Origin of the sequence: Clostridium sp. 19966 (genome assembly GCF_032335695.1) — a bacterium.
Taxonomy (GTDB): Bacteria; Bacillota; Clostridia; order Clostridiales; family Clostridiaceae; genus JACTOJ01.
Window position 1 is genome coordinate 1 of sequence record NZ_JACTOJ010000009.1, and the last position, 21,925, is coordinate 21,925.

Below are 21,925 nucleotides of genomic sequence, written 5' to 3' on the forward strand. Positions count from 1 at the left end.
TTCGACGTGTCTTTCGTAAAACCTTTTTGTTAAGGTCATTTATGGATGAAAAGTAAAAGCGCCATCACTTTCGCGATGACGGCTTTATTTTGTCAGTTTTTCAGTGGCCTCGCCAAACCGAAGGAAGTTTTAAATCAGTGTAAAAATCAACACTGATTTAAAACAGAGCCTAAACATTAGAAGAAAGCATTGACATTAAATCTATCTTGCAATACAATATAGTCATAGTATCTTGCATTGCAAGATAGGAGGTGTGACTTTGAATAGTAAATCTCAATTTCTTAAGGGAACTTTAGAGGGATGCATACTGAAAATAATAAATGATGAAGAGATTTATGCTTATCAAATAGCTGAAAAATTAAAAGATTTGGGACTGGAGGATATAAGCGAAGGAACCATATATCCTCTGATTTTAAGGCTGGAGAAGGATAATTTGCTCACTTCCGTTAAAAGAGAATCTCCTCTTGGGCCTAAAAGAAAATATTACAGTCTGACAGAACGGGGAAAAGAAGACTTAAATGAATTTTACTCCAATTGGCAAATTTTAAAAAAGAGTGTGGATAATATATTTTCCGATTATATGAAAAAAGAGGTGTAGGTTATGAATTTAGTAGAAAAAATGATAAAAGAAAATTATGAAAATAGCAAAAAATTAAACCAGCAAAATGATAAGGCATATACAGATATAGTTTGCTATATAAGGGGAAGTTCCATGGAAAATACTAAACAGGAAGAGGTGATTTCAGACATATTGGAAATGCTCTTAAGGGCACAAAGCGAGAATAAAGCCATAGATGATATTATAGGTAAAGATTATAAGCAATTTTGCGATTCAATAATCGAAGCTTCTGGCAGCAGAAAGAGTAGAAAAAGTGAGCTTTCAGAATTTGGTGGCTTAGCTATTTATAGTTTTATCTTTATGCTTACTTTAGATTTTATAATTAGTTATTTACCAATGGCTATAAGAAAAAAAGAATTTATAGCACAATATAATATTACAGTGAATAATATAATAGCTCCCTTAGCAATTCTTTTGGCAGCTTATGGAATAGTTAAATATATAATGAAAAATAGCTTTAAACTTTCAAATAAAAAGTTTTCCAAGCTGACCAATTTTATTTTTGGGGCTTTTGTTGCAGCTATTTTTCTTGCCTTTGGATTTGTCGAATATTTTGCTGGAAAGCTGATATTATTTAAAATAAGCACCTTTATAGTAATTGCGGTATTAGTTGTATTTTGGATATATAAGCTTATTCAGAGCATAGATAGAAAGAGGGCTGCTACTAATTAAATGCGAATGGTTTATATAAATTTAACGAATTGATAAATTAATCAAATATAAAAAAAAATATCGCCATGCTAAAAACTTTCTATTATAATTGAAATAATAAATTTTGATAGAAGGTGATGCTATGGACATAAGAGAAATAATCGATAGAATACCAAAAGTGGAATTGCATTGCCATTTGGATGGAAGTGTAAGACCTGATACTATTATGGAACTATCTCGAAGAGATAATATAGAAATTCCTCTCATGAGTGCCAGTGAATTCAAAGATAATTTTCAAGTTATAGGTGGATGTAAATCTCTTAAAGAATATTTAAATAAGTTTCAATATCCTATAATGGTAATGCAAAAAAAAGAGAACCTTAGAAGAATAGTTTTGGAACTTTTGGAGGACTCGGCAAAGGATGGCATAAGATATATAGAAATAAGATTTGCACCTCTTTTTCATACTTCTCAAGGGCTGAAGCCGGAGGAAATCGTGGAAACTGTTTTAGAAGCCATGAAAGAAGGGGAAAGCAAGTATAATATATTTTCAGGACTGATTCTTTGCTGTATGAGACATCAGGAAGTAAGGGAGTCTCTTAAAGTAGTAGATCTAGCTAAAAAATATATGAAGGATGGAGTAATAGCTATAGATTTGGCTGGCAATGAAAGTGATTTTCCACCTGAACTGCATAAGGAAGCTTTTGATGCTGCCTATGAAAAGGGAATGAATATCACGGTTCACGCAGGAGAAACGGGCATTTACCAAAATATATTGAAATCAATTAATTTGCTTCATGCTGCGAGAATAGGCCATGGATTATCTGCAATTAAGGATAAAGGCACATTGGAATATTTGATAAATAATAAAATTACATTAGAAATGTGTCCCACAAGCAATTTAAATACTAATGCTATAGCAAGTTTAGAGGAGCATCCTATTAGAAAGCTGCTTAATCAAGGTGTTAAAATCACATTGAATACAGATAATAGAACAGTTTCTAATGTGAGTTTAGTAGATGAATATATGAATCTTATAATTAAGCAAGGCTTTACTTTTGAAGAAATAAAACAGGTCATTAGAAATGGAATAGATGCGGCATTTATTAATGATGATAAAAAGAAGCATCTATTAAAGGAATTTTCTAATTGGTAATAAAAAAAGCGGGTTGCCGCTTTTTTTATGCTTTCCAGTTTAAAAATACTTTTTCAGCAGGCTTATTGTAAAGGGCATATCCTTTATCATCATTTGTTACTGATTGATTTATTCCCCAAGACCATACGGAATAACCTTTATGCCATTCATACTTTGAACATTTTTCAAGCATTATTTCGAAATATTGCTTTTGCATATCAAGGTCTATGGTATTTCCTTTGATTTTCGTCCAATCATTTGGTCTATAGCAGCAATCTTTAGCGGAGGGGCATCCGCATTCAGAGAAGAAAAAGGGCTTATCATATTTTGTTACTACCTTTTCAATCCTCTCAAGCTCTTGATCCCACTCATCTATAGGATAGTAACCAGAAGATGATATGCAATCCAAAGCGTCCCACCAATCTACATTGTCCTCTTGATATTTATCACAGTTATATGTAACTAGCCCAGAGTATATTTTTCTAACCTTGCTTACAAGTCTTCTCCACTCAAAGCTTCTGTGGTCTGTGCTGACTAATTCACAACCTATTATAAGCATGTCTACATCGTTTTCTTCTGCAAGCTTAGCATAGTGGGTAACATATTTTTCGTTGCTTTCAAACCATTCAGCCCAAGTTGGCTCACCAGGAACATCTTTATCAAAAAATTTTATCCAAGCTCTCCAATAGCCATCCTCTGGATTTACCATGGTTTTTAAAATGACCTTCAAGTCTTTTTCTTTGCAGTATTTAATAAGCTCTACAAGATCCTGATCTTTAAACATATGCTTCCAGGTAAAGTCAATGTCTGTGGAGAAGCAATGTTCTTGAGTAGCCTGAACAGCTATATTTACTGTATTAATTTTGCAGCGTTCTATCATATTATCAATTTCTGTTTTGGCCATTTCCAAGCTGGAAGCTCCCATATTCCATACAAGAAAATTAAAGGATTTTATGTTCCATAATTGTTTTTCCATAGCTATCACCTCATATGTTGAGTATTTAATTAGTATGCCTTAAATATGTATTTATACTTAACGCCTATTTAAAACATTACATTTTGATATTGATTAAGATTCATTCATATTATATTACGAGAAATCCATACTGCTAAATGGTATATCCTAGCTTTATATGATGTAATAATTTATTGGTACATTAATGAAATTTGTTTTGTAGAAAAAAAGATGTTTTAAATATCTCAAGAGGATATTTAAAACATCTTTTTAGAATTAATATTTACCACTCACCAGGGTATGCTATTATATACACAGTAACAGGTCTTCTTCCCCAATTGTTGCAATCTGCTTCGGAATTCATATATAAATCTATTATGTTTCCTACGATTGCACCACCGGTATCAGCACATATAGCGTATCCATATCCTGGAATGAAAACCTTTGTGCCTAAAGGAATTACACTAGGGTCCACTGCTATGGTACTTAATCCATTAGGATTATAGGCCGGTTTTAAACCTAAGGCAGTGATTCCTCCGCCTGTATAGGCTGTGGCAGACATAGAATAAGTGGTTTTAGCTTTGCTTATGGCATCCATGCCAATAGCACCTCTGTTAGCTGCCCCTAGCTTATTCTTCTCTTCCTGCTGAAGCTTAGCCAATTTATCTTGACCACTTTTAATATATTTTAGAGCTTTGTCTTTTACTGAAGGAGTATTTAGCTGATCCTTCAATGAATTTAATGTAGATATTGCATCTCTCACATCATCTATGCTTGAACTATTTGAGTCTATAACTGATAGAGAATGAGCTATAAGCTTTTCTTCATTATCTTGAATTAATTGAGCTGCAGCTTGTTTCTCAGAGTTAAATTCACTGATAGCACTTTGAAGCTGAGTTTTTTTAGAATTAAGCTGATTAAGGCTGTTTACATTATCAGCTTTAAGCTGCTCTAAAGCTTTATTTTTGTTGCTCACACTTTCCATGTCAGAGGATACTTTGTCCTTATTATTTTTTAGGTTCGAAAGTAACTGCTTATCAAAAGTAGCTATTTTGTCCACAGCTTCGAATCTAGAAAATAAGTCACTTAGACTTTTTGAAGACATTAATATAGATATATAGCCCTCATTGTTATTATTTTTATACATAGCTCTAATTCTTTTGTCCGCTATTTGCTGATTTTTGTCTATTTCTTTTTTCAAAGCGTCGATTTGCTTTTGTAGGTTATCAATCTGCTTCAGATTTTCTTGGATATCCGAATCATTTTTCTTGATTTTGCTGTTTAGTGCATCTATCTGAGTGTTTAATGTTGAGACTTCTGCATTCGCACTCATTATTTTATCATTAAGCTGTTGGAATTTCATTTTGTTTTCTTTGATAGCATCCTGCGGGGAGTCAGCGAACGCTAAGCTACTTATACTAAATATTAATAGAACACTTATTAGTATAGGTAAAGCTTTTTTAAGCACTATAACATCCCTCCTTCATAGTGATTAATTTTCAGTCTTAATTTTTAAAACTGAATTCATTATTTATTATATTTTATTATTATAACAGTAAAACTATGCTTTTTGCAAAAGTATGAACATTTTGTTAATTAAAATACATATAGTTAACGAAATGTTAAAAATTAAATTAATTATTCCATTTGAATATTCTTAATGCATCTTCTACTTTTATAGATACGTCCTCTTCCAATTTGCTTTCATACTTGAGAGCTCTTTTGCTTATATGAAATTTGCTTGGAGTTGTCTTAATTCTTTCAACCAGATTTGAAACCAGTTCTGTATTGATATCAGCATTAAATATAGCTAGAAGCTTCAAGTTAAATATATCCATATAGATGTCCTTAAAGCTTTCCCATTGAATATAATCTTCTCTGTCTTCAAATAGCTTGTCCATAAAATCCTGAAGAGTATTAAGTATTGAAGTAATATTTTCAACATAAAGAAAATCTATAGTGCCAATATAGCTTAGGATTTTAGCTGTGGCAATTAGAAAATCATATTTAATAAGTTCTGCTTCATGTGCTCCAACTAAGGAGTTTAGTTTTGCAAAGCAGGGGCTGTAGGCTATGGTGTCTCTTAAAAAAATCAGAAAGGTTTCGAAATCTTCAGCATTATTTCCTGGTTCAATTTCAAAAAGTATTCTAAAGAAAACATTCCATTGAAAATCCGAATTTATTGCTTTCAATATCGTATTACCTAAGATTGCTGTAAATTCATCATTAAATCTTGGCTTACGCTCAAAATAGATTTCCAAATCAAATTCCGTATTATTTTGAGAGATTTCATTTAATCTGGCAAAGGTTTTAAGCATTACAGCATTATAGTCTTTTACATCCTGACAATTGCTAGAAGTAAAAATGTAGTTGGTTATAACATCACAGGATTTTCTAAAGTCCACTAGAAAGCCTATGTCTTTTTTCATTTTAGTAGAATAGATATCATATATAAGCATGGATATCATCATTTCTGATTGAAACATTATGCTTGGTTTGTTGTTGTTTCCTACATCATTCATTTGATTGTATAGCATATTAAGCTGATTATCTATCATGGTTAAATTCCCTTTTATAGAAGCCATGGTATCTTTTATAAAATCGTTTCCTGGAATATAATTATAGTTTTTATATATGATTTTATGTTCTATTTCGCTCCAAAAAATATTTACTAGGGATTTTATTTGAAGCTCAAAATTTATATCTATGTTATTATAAGTAAAAACACCATCGATCCTGTATATAGTAAAGCCATTTTTTTGCTCCTGAGGCTGCTTTCCGGCAAGTTCTAATTTAACATCTTCATTTTCACAGTTATAATATAAATTATTGGAAGAGACTTTGTTAAAATATTTTTTCAAAAGCTTATATAAGCTGGCTTCATCATCTATAAATCTGCATTCAATTCTTATACCTATCAAGTCTGATAAGTTTTGGAATAATTCACTGCAGGAATATTTTTTATAATAAGAATTTCTAAGAATCTTTTCTTTTAAGCTTATAGCAGATTTAACTCTGCTGGTTACATTTGAATAATCATTTTCTGAATATGATAATATAGTTCTAAAATAAGAACATAAAATTTCAGCTGCATCTTCTAGTGTAGGCTGGTTTTGTTCTAGTATATCGGTTGCTTCTTCAATGTAGTTAAATATTTTTAATTCCATATGGATCTCCTATCAAATTTTATATTCCAATTCATGTATTTTATATTTTACCATATAAATATCACAGCTTATTGACAATTAACTTAAAAAAATATGAATATTTAAATATGTTACTTTAATTTTTATATAACTTTAGCCATATATAGTGAATAGATGAAATATATAATAGTATAATATTGATGTAAATAATTACAGCAAGGGAGATAGAAATTATGAATTATGGATATTTTGATGGAAAAAACAAAGAGTATGTAATAACTAAACCTAATACCCCCGCTCCTTGGGCTAATTACTTAGGCTCTCCTGAATATGGTGCTATAATATCTAATAATGCTGGAGGATATAGCTTCGTTAAATCAGGTGCTAATGGAAGAATAATTAGATATAGGTTTAATTCTATAAATATGGATCAGCCAGGCAGATACATATACATAAGAGACAATGAGAGCAAAGATTATTGGACAACTTCCTGGCAGCCAGTAGGTAAACCTTTAGATAAGTATAAGAGTGAATGTCATCATGGTACAGCCTATACTAATATGATAGCTCAGTACAGTGACATAAAAACTGAAACTCTATACTATGTGCCATTAGATAAGACTTACGAAGTATGGAGACTTAAGTTAACAAATGAAGGCAGCAAAGCTAGAAAGCTTTCAGTAACTGGGTATATAGAATTCACTAATGACAGCAATTATGAACAGGATGGAGTAAATCTTCAGTATACACAGTTTATAACAAACACAGAATTTAAGGAAAACAAGATAGTACAGAGAATAAATGAAAATGTAGATAAGGATTCAAAGGGAAGCAATGGTAAAGAAAGATTTTTTGCAGCTTTGGGAGAAAAAATTTCTGCTTATAACGGAGATAGAGATTCCTTCATAGGAGAATACAGAAACTATTCAAATCCAATAGACGTGGAAAATGGGAAATGCAGCAATACCTTAAATTACAATACTAACTCCTGTGGCGCCCTTCAGATGGATATTGAATTAAATCCAGGTGAAACAAGAGAATTCGTATTTTTATTAGGACCTGGGGATGGCTTTGCAGCTGATGGCATAATAAAGAATTATGATAATTTTGAAAAGGTAGAAGAAGAGCTTAAAGAGCTTAAGGCATATTGGCACGGCAAATTGAACAATCTTCAGATAAATACTCCTGATGATAATTTCAATAATATGATAAATACTTGGAATTCTTATCAGTGCTTTATGACATTTATCTGGTCTAGAGCAGCTTCTTTCACTTACTGTGGACTTAGAAATGGTTATGGATATAGAGACACTGTACAGGATATACAGGGAGTAATACATTTAGCACCAGAAATGGCTCTTAAGCAGATTATATTTATGCTATCTGCTCAGGTAGATAATGGTGGTGGACTACCTTTAGTAAAATATGATCATAATGCAGGACACGAGAATACTCCTGATGATGCTGATTATGTTAGAGAAACAGGACATCCTTCTTATAGAGCAGATGATGCCCTATGGCTTTTCCCAACTGTTGAAAAATATATCAACGAAAGTGGAAATATAGCCTTCTTAGATAAAGTAATACCTTTTGCTAACAAAGATCAGGGAAGTGTATATGAACATTTAAAGAGAGCTATAAAATTCAGTATGGAGAGACTTGGAGATCATGGAATGCCAGCAGGACTTCATGCAGATTGGAATGACTGCTTGAGACTTGGCAAGAAGGGTGAATCAAGCTTTGTAGCCTTCCAATTATATTATGCTATAAACATACTTAAGCCATATGCAGAGCTGAAAGGTGATGCTGAATACTTGAAGTATTTAGAAGAGACTCAGAATAAGTTATTTAAGGCTATAAATGAATATTGCTGGGAAAAGGATCAATTTGTAAGAGGAATAAGAGAAGATGGAGTTGTAGTTGGTTCTCAAAAGGATGAGGAAGCAAGCATTTGGCTTAATCCACAAACTTGGTCAGTAATAAGTGGTTTTGCAGATGAAAAGCAAGCGAAATTAGCTATGGATAAGGTTTATAATATATTAAATACTGATCATGGAGCTATGCTTCTATATCCTCCATATAAGGATCATGCTTTTGATGGAGCTTTAATGCTTCTATTCAACCCTTATACAAAGGAAAACGGCGGTATATTCTCACAATCACAAGGCTGGTTAATACTTGCAGAATCACTTCTTGGAAATGGAGATAGGGCTTTTGAATATTATAACGAGTTCAATCCTGCATCCATGAACGATAAGGCAGAAATAAGAAAATTAGAGCCTTATGTACATGGACAATTTGTTGAGAGTAAGGGAAGCCCTTATGAAGGAAGAGCTCATGTTCATTGGCTAACAGGAACTGCTTCTACTGTAATGGTAGGATCTGTAGAAGGAATACTAGGCATAAAGCCTCAGGTTAAGGGAATAGTAATAGAACCTTGCATACCTTCAAGCTGGAAGGGCTTTACTATGCATAAGGTATTCAGAGGAAAGACCCTTGAAATAGAAGTGGCAAATGAAAATGGAAGCCAAAAGGGAGTTAAGAAGCTTTTCTTAAACGGAGAAGAATTACAAGGCAAATTTATTCCAGAAGAGCTGCTTAAGGAAAATAATGAAGTTAAGATAATAATGTAATATGGTATTAAAAAATGCCGATATAAATGAGTGATTTTTTATTTTGCTCGTTTTATCGGTATTTTTTCTTTTGTGATAAATTCTATAAATAGTTTTATGGTAACTCTAATATTATATAACAAGCGCATAAATGATTAAAATTAGGTTGTTTATTAACGGAAAAGAGAAGGACATTGACATCCTTCTCTTTTTTGTTATCCTATCGGAACGCCTGGAACATCTACTAATACATGAATAATTGGTAAACTGTAGGTTGCTACTGTTACTGTAAGTATAAATAGTATTGAGAAAAGTTTTTTGTGTTTGAAAAACAATTCGGTCACATCCTTTTTAATTATTTTTTAAATAATCTCCGCAATATGCACATATTTCTGTCACTGCTTTAGTATCGTTAAATGTGGAAAAATACTGTAATATGTTTACTAATAGTATGTTACTAACAATACCAGAATTAAATACTAACTGCTTAAATTCTTCTTTAATGTCTATATCTATTTCTTCTTTTGGAATATGTACTGTTTCCATAAGAACATCATTGATTACAAAAGTATAATTAAATGACTTAGCCAGATTTAAGCTTTTCTTTAAATAAGTAATGGCATTTGTAATATTCTTTAATTTAATATACCTTTTAGCTATATCTAAATGCATTTGCGGTAACATATTAAAATCGTTAGATATATTTGGAATGCTTTTTAGTGCCATACTTAAGTATTTATTAGAGGTATCTAATACATTCATATCCATATATATTTCAGAAAGGTTATTATAATATATAGCTCTATTACCATAATCGTAATCAGGAGTATGTGTTAAAAGATTTTCATAAGTCTGTATTGCTTCGTCATATCGGTTTAGGTGATAGAAGCATGAAGCCTTTAAAAGTAATGTTTTTAGAGATATATCTTTAATTTTGGTGTCCATAATAGGCTCTAGCTTGTCTATAAATTCTAAAGCTTTCTCATAGTCTTTTAAGTAGTTAAAATAAAGGCAAATATTAAATAAAAATATTGTTTTAGAATAAGAATCCATTTCTTGGAACCTATCCATGGCATAATTACAGACATCAATTCCTTCCTGATACTTCCCCATATAAAAATATGTCTTAGATAGCTTTATTAGAACAGGAATTAAAGGAATCATGTACATATTTACATTGATAAGACGTTTTACTATTTCATAATAAACTGAAGCCTTAGAAAAATTATTATTGTTATAAAAATAGTCACCCGCTAAGTCGTATATGATTATTTTTTCGTCAATAAAATCCCATCTAAGAATAAACTTCTCAGCATCCTCTAATGTACTTATAAAGCTTGTATCCTTGTTTTTCATAAGCATCCTAAGTTTTTCTATAAATTCATCCAATATTTTTCTTGCTTGTGATTCTTCATCTTCTAATAGATATTCTATACCTATATCTAGAATCATGTTATTTTTCTTTAGTATTTCCTTTACGTTGGATACAATTATTTCTGCTGTATTTTTAGTTAAGTTAGCTTTACCATTTTCGATTTGACTTATTAAGTTCCTTGTTACAGCTGTACCAACAATTTCATCCTGATTCAAATTATATTTTTCCCTAAGCATTCTTAATTTTTCGCCTATAGGGATTACCCTAGAACATTTCACGTATTCTCACCACCTCAATATTTAATTATACATATTATACCACTGTAAAGTCATTTATTAACAGCTAAAAATTATTTTTACAAAAAAACTAATTGTTGTAAAATTATATAACTAGCTATATAGTTGAATTAATGGTTCAAGAATTTCAATATTATCATCGTACTTTACAATTTTTGCATAAAAAGAATTAAGTAAAAAATTAAAAAAATAGACAAAGCATCCCCAAAAATAATTTTACTGAAAATAAAGGTTTTTATTATTACGACAGTAAATAAAAAGACCCGCAATTAGTTAATGATACTAATTGCGGGATTTTAATAAGTCTATATCAACATTCTTTTAAAACATAACCCAATTAAACAAATCTTCCTTCATTGAAATCATCTACGGCTTCAATCAATTCATCTGTAGTGTTCATAACGAAAGGGCCATATTTGGCTACGGGTTCATTTATAGGGTCAGCGCTTAAAAATAAGAAACCTGCATCTTTACCTTTTACTAAAATTTCTGATGCATCAGTAATAACTGCTAAATTTCCTTTTTCAATAACTGAGCTCTTCTCTGATTGAATTTCTACCTTTCCTGTATGCACATATACTAAATTAGTACCTTTGACTTTTTTATTGAAGACTCCTTCCGTTTCTGAAAGTCTTACATCAAAATAATCCACATCAAAATATAATTCTACTGGTCCTTTTGCTCCATGATATTCACCAGAAATTATTTTTACGTTTATTCCATCTTCCTTCACTATGGGCATGATTTCATTGGTTAGATGTCTGTATTTTGGATCTACCATTTTAAGCTTTGCAGGCAGGTTTATCCAAAGCTGATAGCCCCATAGATGACCATTTTCCATGGCTGGCATTTCCTCATGTATTATACCTTTTCCTGCAGTCATCCATTGAACTTCTCCAGCATTAAGATTTCCTACATTTCCTTTGGAATCCCTATGTGTAAAGCTGCCCTCCACCATATAAGTTATAGTTTCAAAACCTCTGTGTGGATGCATTGGAAAACCTGCTTCATAATCCTTCTTATCATCATTTCTGAATTCGTCCAACATTAAAAAGGGATCTGCCATATCTAGGTTTTGTGTACCTATCACTCTGTTTAATTTAACTCCAGCACCATCTTTTACCGATTGCCCTTTAACTATTTTAATCAAAATAACACCACCTTAAAATTTATATCTATATACTAACTAAAAATAATCAAGTTACTTTATATAACTAATATATATTAAAAAATTAAATTAGTCAACTAGTATTACTATTTGAGTTATAATATTAATATACATTACTTAATTTGCCATTTTATTTATATAATTTATATTTTTTCAGGAGAGGTAAGTTCATAATGAAAATTGATCGATTATTAGGCATAGTTACAATTTTACTAGAAAATCCTAAGGTTAAAGCTAAGACCTTAGCAGAAAAATTCGAGGTTTCTATAAGAACTATTCACAGGGATATTGAAGATATATGCAAGGCAGGGATACCAATAGTAACCTATCAGGGCGGAGATGGCGGCATAAGTATCGCAGAAGGCTATAAGCTAAATGACAGTATTCTTACTTTAGAGGATATGAATAATATAATCATAGGACTTAAGGGAATGGAAAGTATATCTAATGAAAAGAATGTAAAAATGCTTTTAGAAAAGTTTCAGAGCAGAAGGGAAGAGATTATAGCTGCTAATGATAGCATCTTTATTGACTTGGCTTCATTTTATAAGGAGGGATTATCCTCAAAAATTAAAAGCTTAAGAGAAGCTATAATGGAAAGACATAAGGTTGAGTTTCAGTATTTTTCTGCCAGCAGAACCTGCAAAAGAATAGTTGATCCATATTATATATCTTTTAAGTGGGGTGCCTGGTATCTTATTGCATATTGCAATCTTAGGAATGATTTTAGAGTTTTTAAACTGAATAGGATGGACAAACTTAATAAGATTGAAACTGAATTTCAGTCTGTGGATATTTCTGATGAAAAACTAAATATGGATAATTATTTTAACGGTGATGAAGAAATTGCAGAGCTTCTTATAGATAAAAGCATGGAATATAAAATAGTAGATGAATATGGTGCCGGTTCTTACGAAATAACAGAAGAAAACAAGATTAGGTTTCAGCTTACCTATGTTAATAAGGAATATGCTATAGAATTCATTCTTAGCATGGGAGACAAGGTAAAAATCATTTCACCTGATAGCTTAGTGGAAGAAATAAAAAATAAAGCTAAAAATATTTTGAGTAATTATGAATGAACATGACATATAGATGACATGTTCATTTTTTTATAATTAGTATATATCAAAAAATATTTATAGGGAGATGAAGGCATGGATAAAAATATGATGGCTATGTGTGGTACTTACTGCGGAGTATGTGAATGGAGAGAAAAAACAAATTGTAAAGGCTGCCAGGCTTCAAAAGGAGATATGTTTTGGGGCAAATGTCAGGTAGCAAAATGCTGCATAGAAAAAGGTTATGAGCACTGCGGCTTTTGTGATAAACTGCCCTGCGATAAGCTTCAGCAGGCTTTTGACAGTCCAGAGCATGGTGATAATGGAGAAAGGTTAATTAATTTAAAAAATTGGGCAAGGGGTAAGCAGGAGTATTTGAAGATAGGAGATATAGCAAAGGAGTAAGCACATGAAGGAGATAGTTAGAAGGTTTTGGAGATATATTAATGATGCCAGCTTTGATAAGCTAAATGAGGTGATGAATGAGGATGCAAGTGTTTATTTAGTTAACACTAGAGAGGTTTTTGAAGGACGAGAGAAATACATAAAATTTAATAAGAGATATTCAGGCAGGTGGTATGCTGAATTAGAAGAACTATATTCCATGGAGGATACTGTTATATCAATAGCTAGAGTATTTAATTCTTTAAATAATGCAAGCAGCTATGTAGTTGCAATTTTTAAATTCAAAAACGGATTAATACAGGAAAGCAAAGAATACTGGAGTGAAAATGGAGAGGCTCCTAAGTGGAGACTTGATGAAAAATTGAGCAAGGTATATTAAAAAACATAGATGGAGGTATAAAAATGAAAAGAGAATTTACAAACAAGCCAGCCAATATTAAAGAGGAATGGCCAGGAGAATTAGAGGCATTTTCTTGGCAGGATTTTATCACAGCCATACCATCACCCATATTTGTTGTTACAACTTACAAGGATAATGGCAAGGAAAATGCTTGTTTACAGTCTTGGTCAACCTTTGTGGGTTCTCAAGGAGAGTTTATCTGTGTTCTAGGGTCAGTATCAAAATATGGTCATCTTTATAAAAGTCTTTTACAGAAAAAAGAATGCGTACTGAATTTTCCATCTTCAGATATTTACAAGAAATGTGAGGAAACTATTGAAAATAATGCTTATGAGGATGACGAGATAACAATGTCGGGTCTTACAGCAGAAAAAGCAGTTGCTGTAAATGCACCAAGAATTAAAGAATGCTTTCTTAATATAGAGTGCCAGCTTTTATGGGAAAAAGAACATTTTCAAGGGTCCGATAGTGTAGTCATAGCTTTGAAGGCAAAGCATATCTGCATGGATAGCGAATTTTATGATGAAAGCAAAAAAGGAAGATATGGGAAGACAGGATATATATATAACATACATGATCCACAAAATCCTGACACCGGTGAAGCTTTTGGCACCTGTCTTGGAGCTCTGGAAAAATATAATATTTAAGCTGGAGGATATTATTATGGGTAAGGAGTATAAAGGTATAATAGTGGAAGAAAGTTTAAATGATAATAGAATTTTAAATAAATTAGATATTAAGAAAATACATATAACAGAAGCTGAAAATTCGAAGGATAGATGGCATATGTATGAAGTTAAGGTTTCAAAACTGGAGATATTAGAGATGTCCAAGCATATCATAGAGGATTGGTACATGCACTTTTGGAAGGAAAAAGAGATTATTGCTGTTTTTAAAAATAAAACTTTTGAATTTGATTATGAAATAAAAGATACTTGGAAGGAAGTATTAGAGTATGGTGCTTCTCTTGGGATTTCTAAAGAACAACTGGATTTTCCTATATTTGGGCTATAAACTACAATTCTTAATTTACAAATTATAGGTAATAAGTAAGAGATAAAAAATAATAGTTTCCAGAACTATAAAATATTAGCCTTGCATATAGATAGAGTAGTGATATAATTTAATTAATAACAATTATTAATTGATAATTTATCTGAGAGGATGATATATATGCAGGTTTTAGAGGCTATTGAAAGCAGGAGATCCATAGGAAAAGTTAAAGAAGCTATGGTTCCAAAAGAGATAATCGAAAAGATAATTGAAGCAGGTACTTGGGCTCCAAATAGATATTTAACTGAGCCTTGGAGATTCTTTGTGATAAGCGGAGAGGGAAGAAAAGCTCTCTCAAAGGTAATGGTGGATATAGCTATTGCTTCGGGAGTGGACGAAAATACTGAAGAGGGTAAAAAGAAAATAGAAAAAGAGAAAAACAAACCCTTTAGAGCTCCAGTAATAATAGCAGTGGCTGCTGAGGTAACTGAAAATGGAAAAGCTTTGAGAATAGAGGAACTAGGAGCTACTTACGCAGCAGTGGAAAATATGCTTTTGGCAGCTCATGAATTAGGAATAGCGGCTTATTGGAAGACAGGAAAAGCCTGCTATGATATTAAAATGAAGGAATTCTTTGGACTTAAGGAAAAAGATGAAGTGGTAGCCCTTATCTACTTAGGCTACGCAGATATGGAAAAGAAGGCGGCACCAAGAAAAGCTGTAAGTGAACTTACCAAATGGATTAACGAATAAATTTCCAAATTTAAAAGGCAGACTACAAATTTATGTAGCTGCCTTTTTTAAAGTTTTGATATGTGTTAAAAATATAATTTTATGGTATATGTATATGAAAGCTATAATATAACTACATTTCAAAAAAAAATTAAAAAACCTTACTATTATGGTAATATAAGGCAAAATATAATATATCAGTACTGATATATTATATTTTATAGGAGGGATAATTATGAGAAAATTCAGAATTTTAACTTCTTTAGTTTTGACATTTGGAATAATAATTGGACAGGCTGTTACAGCCAATGCCGACGGTTTCTACGCTGATCAGCAAGCTACTGTTCAGGGTTATAGTGCAGTAGGTATTCTTGTTTTGCAGGAAACGCTTCATGCGGATGGATATAGTTATAGCAATTCTGGTAGGGTAACTGATTTATGGTTAACGACAGATAGATGTATATTCCCTAATAACGTAGAAAATGAGAAGACATGGAAGGCGTCATATCCAACAGGACAGTATGCTAAAGGTTCTTTCAATAATAAGATAGGTATACCAAGTCCTTGGGGAGCAGTTGGTCTTGGCACATCCACGCAATACATGAGTATTCTTTTCTAAATTAATGGTAATTTAAATTTTATAGTATAAATAATATTATAACTATAGAGATGAATTAACTCATAGAGCTATCCATTTCTATAGAATTTTCTATAGAAAGCTCTAAATTATTATGATGATATTTTATAATAATTTTTATGGTAGGTGTACATATGTTAGAAATTAAAAATTTAACCATAAAATATGATTCAAATATACTTGACAATGTTAGTATAACATTTCCCAGAGGAGCAGTTACAGTTATTAAAGGACCATCAGGTTCTGGAAAATCTTCATTATTAAATGTTTTAGGATTAATCCAAAAACCAAATCCTGAGTGTTCCTATAGTTTGGACGGCCAAAATATAAATTTTAATGATGAAGCTCAAAAAGCTAAATTTAGATTAAAAAAAGTAGGATTTGTATTCCAGCAAAATAATTTATTGCAAGAATTGAAAACAATAGATAATGTCATGTTACCTATGAATATGTTGTCTAAAGATTACTCCTATGCAAAAGAACAAGCCCAGAAATGGATTGATTATATAGGACTAACAAAGGTATCTAATAATTATCCAGCAAGTTTATCTGGTGGAGAAGAACAACGGGTAGCCATAGCAAGAGCACTTATGAATGATGCAGATATTATCTTAGCTGATGAACCTACAGCTTCCTTGGATTTATACAACAGTAATATAATTTTAGAGTTATTTAAAAAACTTGCTAGGGAATTAAACAAAATTGTAATAATTGTTTCTCATGACGAAAAGGTCGCTGAAATTGCTGATGCAGTATATGAGATAAAAGATTTTAAGCTTAAAACAATAAAAACTTGCGCAAATGATATTAGAAAAACAAGTGGAAATAGTGAGGTTGAAGATAAAAAAAATATATATAGATTTATAACACATTATACTAAAAATAGAAGGAAAGAGAAAAGGCTAAATTTAGTATTAATAATAATTACAGCAATAATTGCCGCAGTTGCTACATTATTTATAAATTTTGGGGACTCTTTTAGCAAGCAGCAAAAGGATTTTATAAATGCCATTTCGGAAAGGAGTATGTTTGTAATAAACGACACTCTTGGACTCAATTCTCAAACCGACTATGGAGATGCATTGAAATTTTCGGAAGAAGATTTAAAAAAGATAAAAACTGTCCCCAATGTTAATAAAATTTACTCATACTATGAATTCACATCTTTTGGCATTACAAAACAAAATACTGAAAAAGCTGAAATAAACATATTTGATAAGTCTAAAAGTATAAAAGAAGTAGAGTATAGTAATCCTTATATATATAGCAATCAGGGGGCACAATTTCGTATATTACCACTATATCCAGAAGAACAAATAGGAAATCTTCTGGAATACACAAGTAATAAAAATAGTTACAAAAATGGATTTATATTAACAAGTGCTTTTGCTAAAACACTAAGTGATAATCCAAGTAATTTAATTGGCAAGAGTATGGAGATTAAATGCTTTGTTCCAGTAAAGCTATATGATAGTCAGACAACGAAACCTAGTGGAAAAAATGGGACTAAAAATGAAGAAACATTAAAAATTGATGGAGCTATTAGTAAATTAGTATCAATAAAGAAAGAAATAACAGGCATACTTCCTAACTCGTATTCTTATCAGCGCTCTGAAGAAAATAAAAATATTATTTTACTTGATTATAATGAAATGTCAAAAATATTGAGCGAAAATAAGGAGATAGACTATCAAGAAACATTTTCAGGATTTCCAGAAAAAGAACTTGGACCTAGTGCTTTAGTGATTTATGGTGACAGCTATGAAGATATTTCTAATATTAAAGCAAAAATAGAAAATATATCACCCACAATAAATGTTATTAGTAAAGGACTAGATGTGCACAGGATTCAGGATAATATACATATGATAAAAAACATTATGAGAGTTATATCATTAATCCTTATAATAATAGTAATGATTATGTTTTACTTTGTATATTACTTTAAAAATAGAACTAGAAAAAAAGAGATAGGAATTTTAAAAGCTATAGGATTAACTACAAAGGATGTAGTTTTTTTAGTAGCATATGAGATGGCTAGGGTAGCGACTAAAACGTTTATTCTTTCAATGATAGTTGCTACATTCTTAATGGTATTTGGAAATTTTATTATTGGGTCTAATGATATATTTACAATTTCCATATCATCAGTTGCATTTAGTTTCTTCTTATCCTTCTTTATAGTAATAGTATCTGGTATATCCTCTATATGGAAAACAAGCAGAATTGATATTATTGATGCTATAAGAAATAATAAGTAGTTATTTTGCTAGGGTGCCATATAAAAATATTAGGTTCTGTTTTAAATCAGTGTTGATTTTTCACTGATTTAAAACTTCCTTTAGTTCGGTAGGCTATGTTTTAAAATGTTGATATTATCGTTTGAGTTCATCCCATGGGTTCTGAAAGAAACCATGCCATTGCGAAAAACGCCTTTATCAACATCCTTTTAAAACATAGCCAAATATTAAAAGGGGATGATATTATGACAAAAGCAATTAAGATACTACTTATAATCTTCATTTTAATAATATTTATACTTTTATTCATTTCAGCAATATTTGGCTCGGTAAGTTATAAAAACATATAGTTATATTCTTGAAGAACATTGGGTTTAAAATTTCGTTTAGTCTATAAATCTATATATTATAACAGGATATAATAAAAGGTAAATTACATTAATTTGTAATTTACCTTTTGTAGCATGCCTTTAATAATTTTAATTATTTTCCTGCTATAGTAACATTATAGAACTCTAAAGACTTAGGACCAACAAAGCCTTCATCACTTTCACTTTCCTTTGAAAGGTGCATGTTACCTTCTAACTCCTGTATGTTAGCAGATAGGGATCCGCCAGTTACAGGAGTTACAGTATTGCCATCAAAGTATAAGCCTAGTCTTATTTCTCCACCGAAATCACCTGTGGTAGGGTCCATCTGGAAATCTGAGAAGGTTAAAAGCTCTAAATATGGTTCACTTTTCATTTCAGCTGTGGTTTTATTGCCTGTTTTTACTATAAAGTTTCCAATGCTTCCTGTAGGCTTTTGCTTCAAATAATAGCTGTGTCTAAGGTCTCCATGGTAAGCTTTAAGCACTCCGTCTTCAATGATTGAAACTGGTGATAAAGCGATACCATCATTGTCAAAAGGAACTGAATGAATAGAATTTTTTATAGTAGGATCAAGAGAAACATTTATTAAGTCACCTGTTATATCAGTTCCTTGAACAGATTTTCCAACCTCAAAAGTTGATATTTTATTGTAAACTGCTGAGGCAACAGTTTTGTAGTAATAATAGGATAAAGTTTCTTTAACCAAATCTCCACCAGTTAATATAACCTTATATTTTCCTGAAGGAGCAGCTTCCTTTGCTTTAGCTCTTGCACTTGCACGTGATATCATATCTTTAGCAGTGTTAGCTATAAAATCTGCATCAAAATCAGAGAAAGTGATAGCTTTGTATAATTCTATCTCTTCATCTTCTGGACTCTCTTTCCAGTTGGTTACAAATTCAAGCATTCCGTCGTAGCTTTCGTAGCTTACATCAGTTCCTTCAGAAGTAACTATTCTCTTATAATTCTTGTTTAAGAATATTTCAGTAGAATTGATGCCGCCTTTTTCCTCTGTGTCATATACGTATAGGGCATCAACTATTTTAGGCATCCAAGCATTTAGAGGAAGCTCAGCGAAATTGCTTGTAAGCTTCTTTGTGGTACTTGCTTCACCCTTTGGAAGTTCATAATATTCATTCTTAACAAAACCTGCTGCAAATATTCCACTTTCAATAGATTTCTTTATTTCAGCTTCTGTCATAGTTGGATGGATATCAAGAGCTGCACTTCCTGTAAATTTTGAATTTCCCTCTGTAAAATCCTTATAGACAGTAACTTTGAAATGATGTACATCCTTACTTCTAGTTATATCAACATCTTTTTTTACTAAAAATACTTCTTCAGAAGTTGTACAATCTTCTACTATCTTATAAGCTTTTATATCAAAGCCGTCTAATATGTTTTTTATTGTATTTATCATTATCCTAACCTCACTTTCACCTTCATGTATGGACCACCGTCAGAAACCTTAGCCCATTCCTTATAGCCTTTTCCACAAGCTCCAGAACCACCTATTTCTACTTTTTCAGAAACCATGGAAATGGATTTTAATAAATCAGGTACATAACCTGTGAGAACTATAGGAGAAACTAAATTGTCAGTAAGCTTACCATCTTTAATCTCTATGCCGTAGGTAACCATACACTGGATTCCCCAGTTTTTAGGGTCTTCCATACCACTAGAAGGACATTCTAACATGTAGCCATGCTTTATTGAAGCAATCATATCTTCAAGCTTGTCATTACCTGCTTCGAAGAAGGTGTTTGTCATTCTAGCATAGGTCTTTCTTTCGAAGGAATGTCTCTTTCCATTTCCAGTTGGGGTAGTACCTAGTCTTAAAGCAGATAAGGTATCAGAAATACCAGCCTTCAATATACCTTTGTCTATTACTACTGTATCTGTTCCAAGTACACCTTCATCATCGAATAGGTATGAAGACATATGATGAGCTGCGGCCGCACCATCGTGCATAGTAACAAGCTCTGAGGCTACAGGCTTATTCATATATTCAGGAGCCTTTGCTCTATTTTTAACAAACATATCCATTTCTACTCCATGACCAAAAGCTTCATGGGCAATCATACCTGTAACAGTAGGAGAACAGATTGCATCATATTCACCAGGCTCGATAGGCTTAGCATCAAGAAGCTTAACAGCCATAGCTGTTATAGGCTCAACTCTCTCTACCATTTCATCAAGAATTTCCAAGCCTTTAAGGCCAGAAAAGCTTTCATAATTTACTTTTACATTATTATCTCTTCTTGCTAGAGCGAAGATATAACTTTCGCTCCAAATATAAGATTGGGCTAAATCCTTTTTACTAGAAACAAATATCTTAGATACTTGTACAGTTTGAAGTCTTACTCTAGTATCCACTATTAGATCTGAAGAAGCAATTCCTCTGTCCTTAAGAGCTGTCATTTTTTCAATTACGTCTTTGTCATTCACATTTTGAGGAAGTATTTCACCTTCATCTAGAAAACTTGAAGTAATAGCTTCCTCTTCAATGATTGGATAAGCTGTTAAAGCTACTTTAGCTTTAAGAGTTTCTATTTCAGCTAGTACATTATTCTTTATAGTAGCAGCTACCTTTGAAAGGCTGCTTTCATCAATTTCGTTAAAGGAATACTCAGAATAGCCTACCCCGTTAAACACTCTAGCAACAAAGCCTCTTTCGTTCCACATTTGTGAATCGTCAATGCTTACACCAGTTCTTTGTACAGAATAAACCTTGCCTTTACTGTCAGTTCCAAGCACTGATACATACTTGAAATCTTTTTCAAGTTCCCCAATTAATTTTTTTAATGTCTCTTTTTTTTCTAATAAGAAACTGGACATTTTAACTTGCATTTCATCCCCGCCTTTTATACTATATTATGCTTTAATGCATTATTATATTGATAAGAATATAAGCATGCTAACATGGCATATATTTTAGTCCTATGAGAGAAAAACTTCAAGTGTATTATGATTTTTGCAATAAAAATATAATTTCTGCATAATTAATGCCTTTAAATTAATAAATTGGAAAAAGAGCAGCTTTCCTTTTTAAATTTTAAAATGCATAAAAAACACAATATATAGTGTGGAAAAATGAGTTTTTTATACTACATATAGAAAAATAGACCA

General features: G+C 31.6%; 19 protein-coding genes. 12 read left to right on the forward strand and 7 right to left on the reverse strand.

Annotation, left to right across the window (positions count from 1 at the left end; genetic code table 11):
• Window positions 1-259 precede the first annotated feature (259 nt).
• The 3 genes from IAI10_RS10860 (at window position 260) to add (ending at window position 2,426) form a co-directional block, all read left to right on the forward strand.
• Window positions 260-598 (forward strand): PadR family transcriptional regulator, encoded by a 339-nt coding sequence (locus IAI10_RS10860; protein ID WP_315673284.1) that lies wholly within the window; start codon window positions 260-262, stop codon window positions 596-598.
• A 3-nt stretch (window positions 599-601) separates the two neighbouring features.
• Window positions 602-1,291 (forward strand): DUF1048 domain-containing protein, encoded by a 690-nt coding sequence (locus IAI10_RS10865; protein WP_315673285.1) that lies wholly within the window; start codon window positions 602-604, stop codon window positions 1,289-1,291.
• A 121-nt stretch (window positions 1,292-1,412) separates the two neighbouring features.
• Complete coding sequence (add, locus tag IAI10_RS10870; protein WP_315673286.1) at window positions 1,413-2,426, forward strand: adenosine deaminase; 1,014 nt, start codon at window positions 1,413-1,415, stop codon at window positions 2,424-2,426.
• A gap of 25 nt (window positions 2,427-2,451) precedes the next feature.
• Here add and IAI10_RS10875 read toward each other — a convergent pair whose 3' ends face one another.
• The 3 genes from IAI10_RS10875 to IAI10_RS10885 all read right to left on the reverse strand — a co-directional run bounded on the left by IAI10_RS10875 (window position 2,452) and on the right by IAI10_RS10885 (window position 6,527).
• Complete coding sequence (locus tag IAI10_RS10875) at window positions 2,452-3,381, reverse strand: glycoside hydrolase family 113 (protein WP_315673287.1); 930 nt, start codon at window positions 3,379-3,381, stop codon at window positions 2,452-2,454.
• A 262-nt stretch (window positions 3,382-3,643) separates the two neighbouring features.
• Complete coding sequence (locus IAI10_RS10880) at window positions 3,644-4,828, reverse strand: 3D domain-containing protein (RefSeq protein WP_315673288.1); 1,185 nt, start codon at window positions 4,826-4,828, stop codon at window positions 3,644-3,646.
• Window positions 4,829-4,994: 166 nt separating this feature from the next.
• A complete protein-coding gene (locus tag IAI10_RS10885) occupies window positions 4,995-6,527 on the reverse strand; it encodes a hypothetical protein (RefSeq protein ID WP_315673289.1) in 1,533 nt (510 codons plus the stop codon).
• A gap of 212 nt (window positions 6,528-6,739) precedes the next feature.
• On the opposite strand from IAI10_RS10885, the gene IAI10_RS10890 reads away from it, so the two are divergent.
• Window positions 6,740-9,139 carry a GH36-type glycosyl hydrolase domain-containing protein gene (locus IAI10_RS10890; RefSeq protein ID WP_315673290.1) on the forward strand — a complete coding sequence of 800 codons (2,400 nt, stop codon included), beginning with the start codon at window positions 6,740-6,742 and terminating at the stop codon, window positions 9,137-9,139.
• Between the two features lie 330 nt (window positions 9,140-9,469).
• Here IAI10_RS10890 and IAI10_RS10895 read toward each other — a convergent pair whose 3' ends face one another.
• Complete coding sequence (locus tag IAI10_RS10895) at window positions 9,470-10,771, reverse strand: helix-turn-helix domain-containing protein (RefSeq protein WP_315673291.1); 1,302 nt, start codon at window positions 10,769-10,771, stop codon at window positions 9,470-9,472.
• Window positions 10,772-11,126: 355 nt separating this feature from the next.
• Window positions 11,127-11,939 carry a pirin family protein gene (locus tag IAI10_RS10900; RefSeq protein WP_315673292.1) on the reverse strand — a complete coding sequence of 271 codons (813 nt, stop codon included), beginning with the start codon at window positions 11,937-11,939 and terminating at the stop codon, window positions 11,127-11,129.
• Window positions 11,940-12,130: 191 nt separating this feature from the next.
• On the opposite strand from IAI10_RS10900, the gene IAI10_RS10905 reads away from it, so the two are divergent.
• The 8 genes from IAI10_RS10905 to IAI10_RS10940 all read left to right on the forward strand — a co-directional run bounded on the left by IAI10_RS10905 (window position 12,131) and on the right by IAI10_RS10940 (window position 18,446).
• A complete protein-coding gene (locus tag IAI10_RS10905) occupies window positions 12,131-13,039 on the forward strand; it encodes a YafY family protein (protein WP_315673293.1) in 909 nt (302 codons plus the stop codon).
• 75 nt (window positions 13,040-13,114) lie between these two features.
• Window positions 13,115-13,423 (forward strand): DUF3795 domain-containing protein, encoded by a 309-nt coding sequence (locus IAI10_RS10910; RefSeq protein WP_315673294.1) that lies wholly within the window; start codon window positions 13,115-13,117, stop codon window positions 13,421-13,423.
• A gap of 4 nt (window positions 13,424-13,427) precedes the next feature.
• Window positions 13,428-13,802, forward strand: a complete 375-nt coding sequence (locus tag IAI10_RS10915; RefSeq protein WP_315673295.1) for a nuclear transport factor 2 family protein — start codon at window positions 13,428-13,430, stop codon at window positions 13,800-13,802.
• A 23-nt stretch (window positions 13,803-13,825) separates the two neighbouring features.
• The gene (locus IAI10_RS10920) at window positions 13,826-14,470 is read left to right on the forward strand and encodes a flavin reductase (protein WP_315673296.1); all 645 of its coding nucleotides are present in this window, start codon (window positions 13,826-13,828) and stop codon (window positions 14,468-14,470) included.
• Window positions 14,471-14,486: 16 nt separating this feature from the next.
• Complete coding sequence (locus IAI10_RS10925) at window positions 14,487-14,837, forward strand: hypothetical protein (protein WP_315673297.1); 351 nt, start codon at window positions 14,487-14,489, stop codon at window positions 14,835-14,837.
• 159 nt (window positions 14,838-14,996) lie between these two features.
• A complete protein-coding gene (locus tag IAI10_RS10930; protein WP_315673298.1) occupies window positions 14,997-15,569 on the forward strand; it encodes a nitroreductase in 573 nt (190 codons plus the stop codon).
• 214 nt (window positions 15,570-15,783) lie between these two features.
• Window positions 15,784-16,167, forward strand: coding sequence for a hypothetical protein (locus IAI10_RS10935; RefSeq protein ID WP_315673299.1), 384 nt, complete (start codon window positions 15,784-15,786; stop codon window positions 16,165-16,167).
• 152 nt (window positions 16,168-16,319) lie between these two features.
• Window positions 16,320-18,446, forward strand: coding sequence for an ABC transporter ATP-binding protein/permease (locus IAI10_RS10940; RefSeq protein WP_315673300.1), 2,127 nt, complete (start codon window positions 16,320-16,322; stop codon window positions 18,444-18,446).
• A gap of 462 nt (window positions 18,447-18,908) precedes the next feature.
• Here the strand turns inward: IAI10_RS10940 and IAI10_RS10945 are convergent, their stop codons facing one another.
• Both IAI10_RS10945 and IAI10_RS10950 read right to left on the reverse strand, forming a co-directional pair.
• On the reverse strand, window positions 18,909-20,216 hold the full coding sequence (locus IAI10_RS10945; protein ID WP_315673301.1) for a TldD/PmbA family protein: 1,308 nt from the start codon (window positions 20,214-20,216) through the stop codon (window positions 18,909-18,911).
• On the reverse strand, window positions 20,216-21,646 hold the full coding sequence (locus tag IAI10_RS10950) for a TldD/PmbA family protein (protein ID WP_315673302.1): 1,431 nt from the start codon (window positions 21,644-21,646) through the stop codon (window positions 20,216-20,218). Before IAI10_RS10950 ends, IAI10_RS10945 begins: the two co-directional genes overlap by 1 nt.
• Window positions 21,647-21,925: the final 279 nt, after the last annotated feature.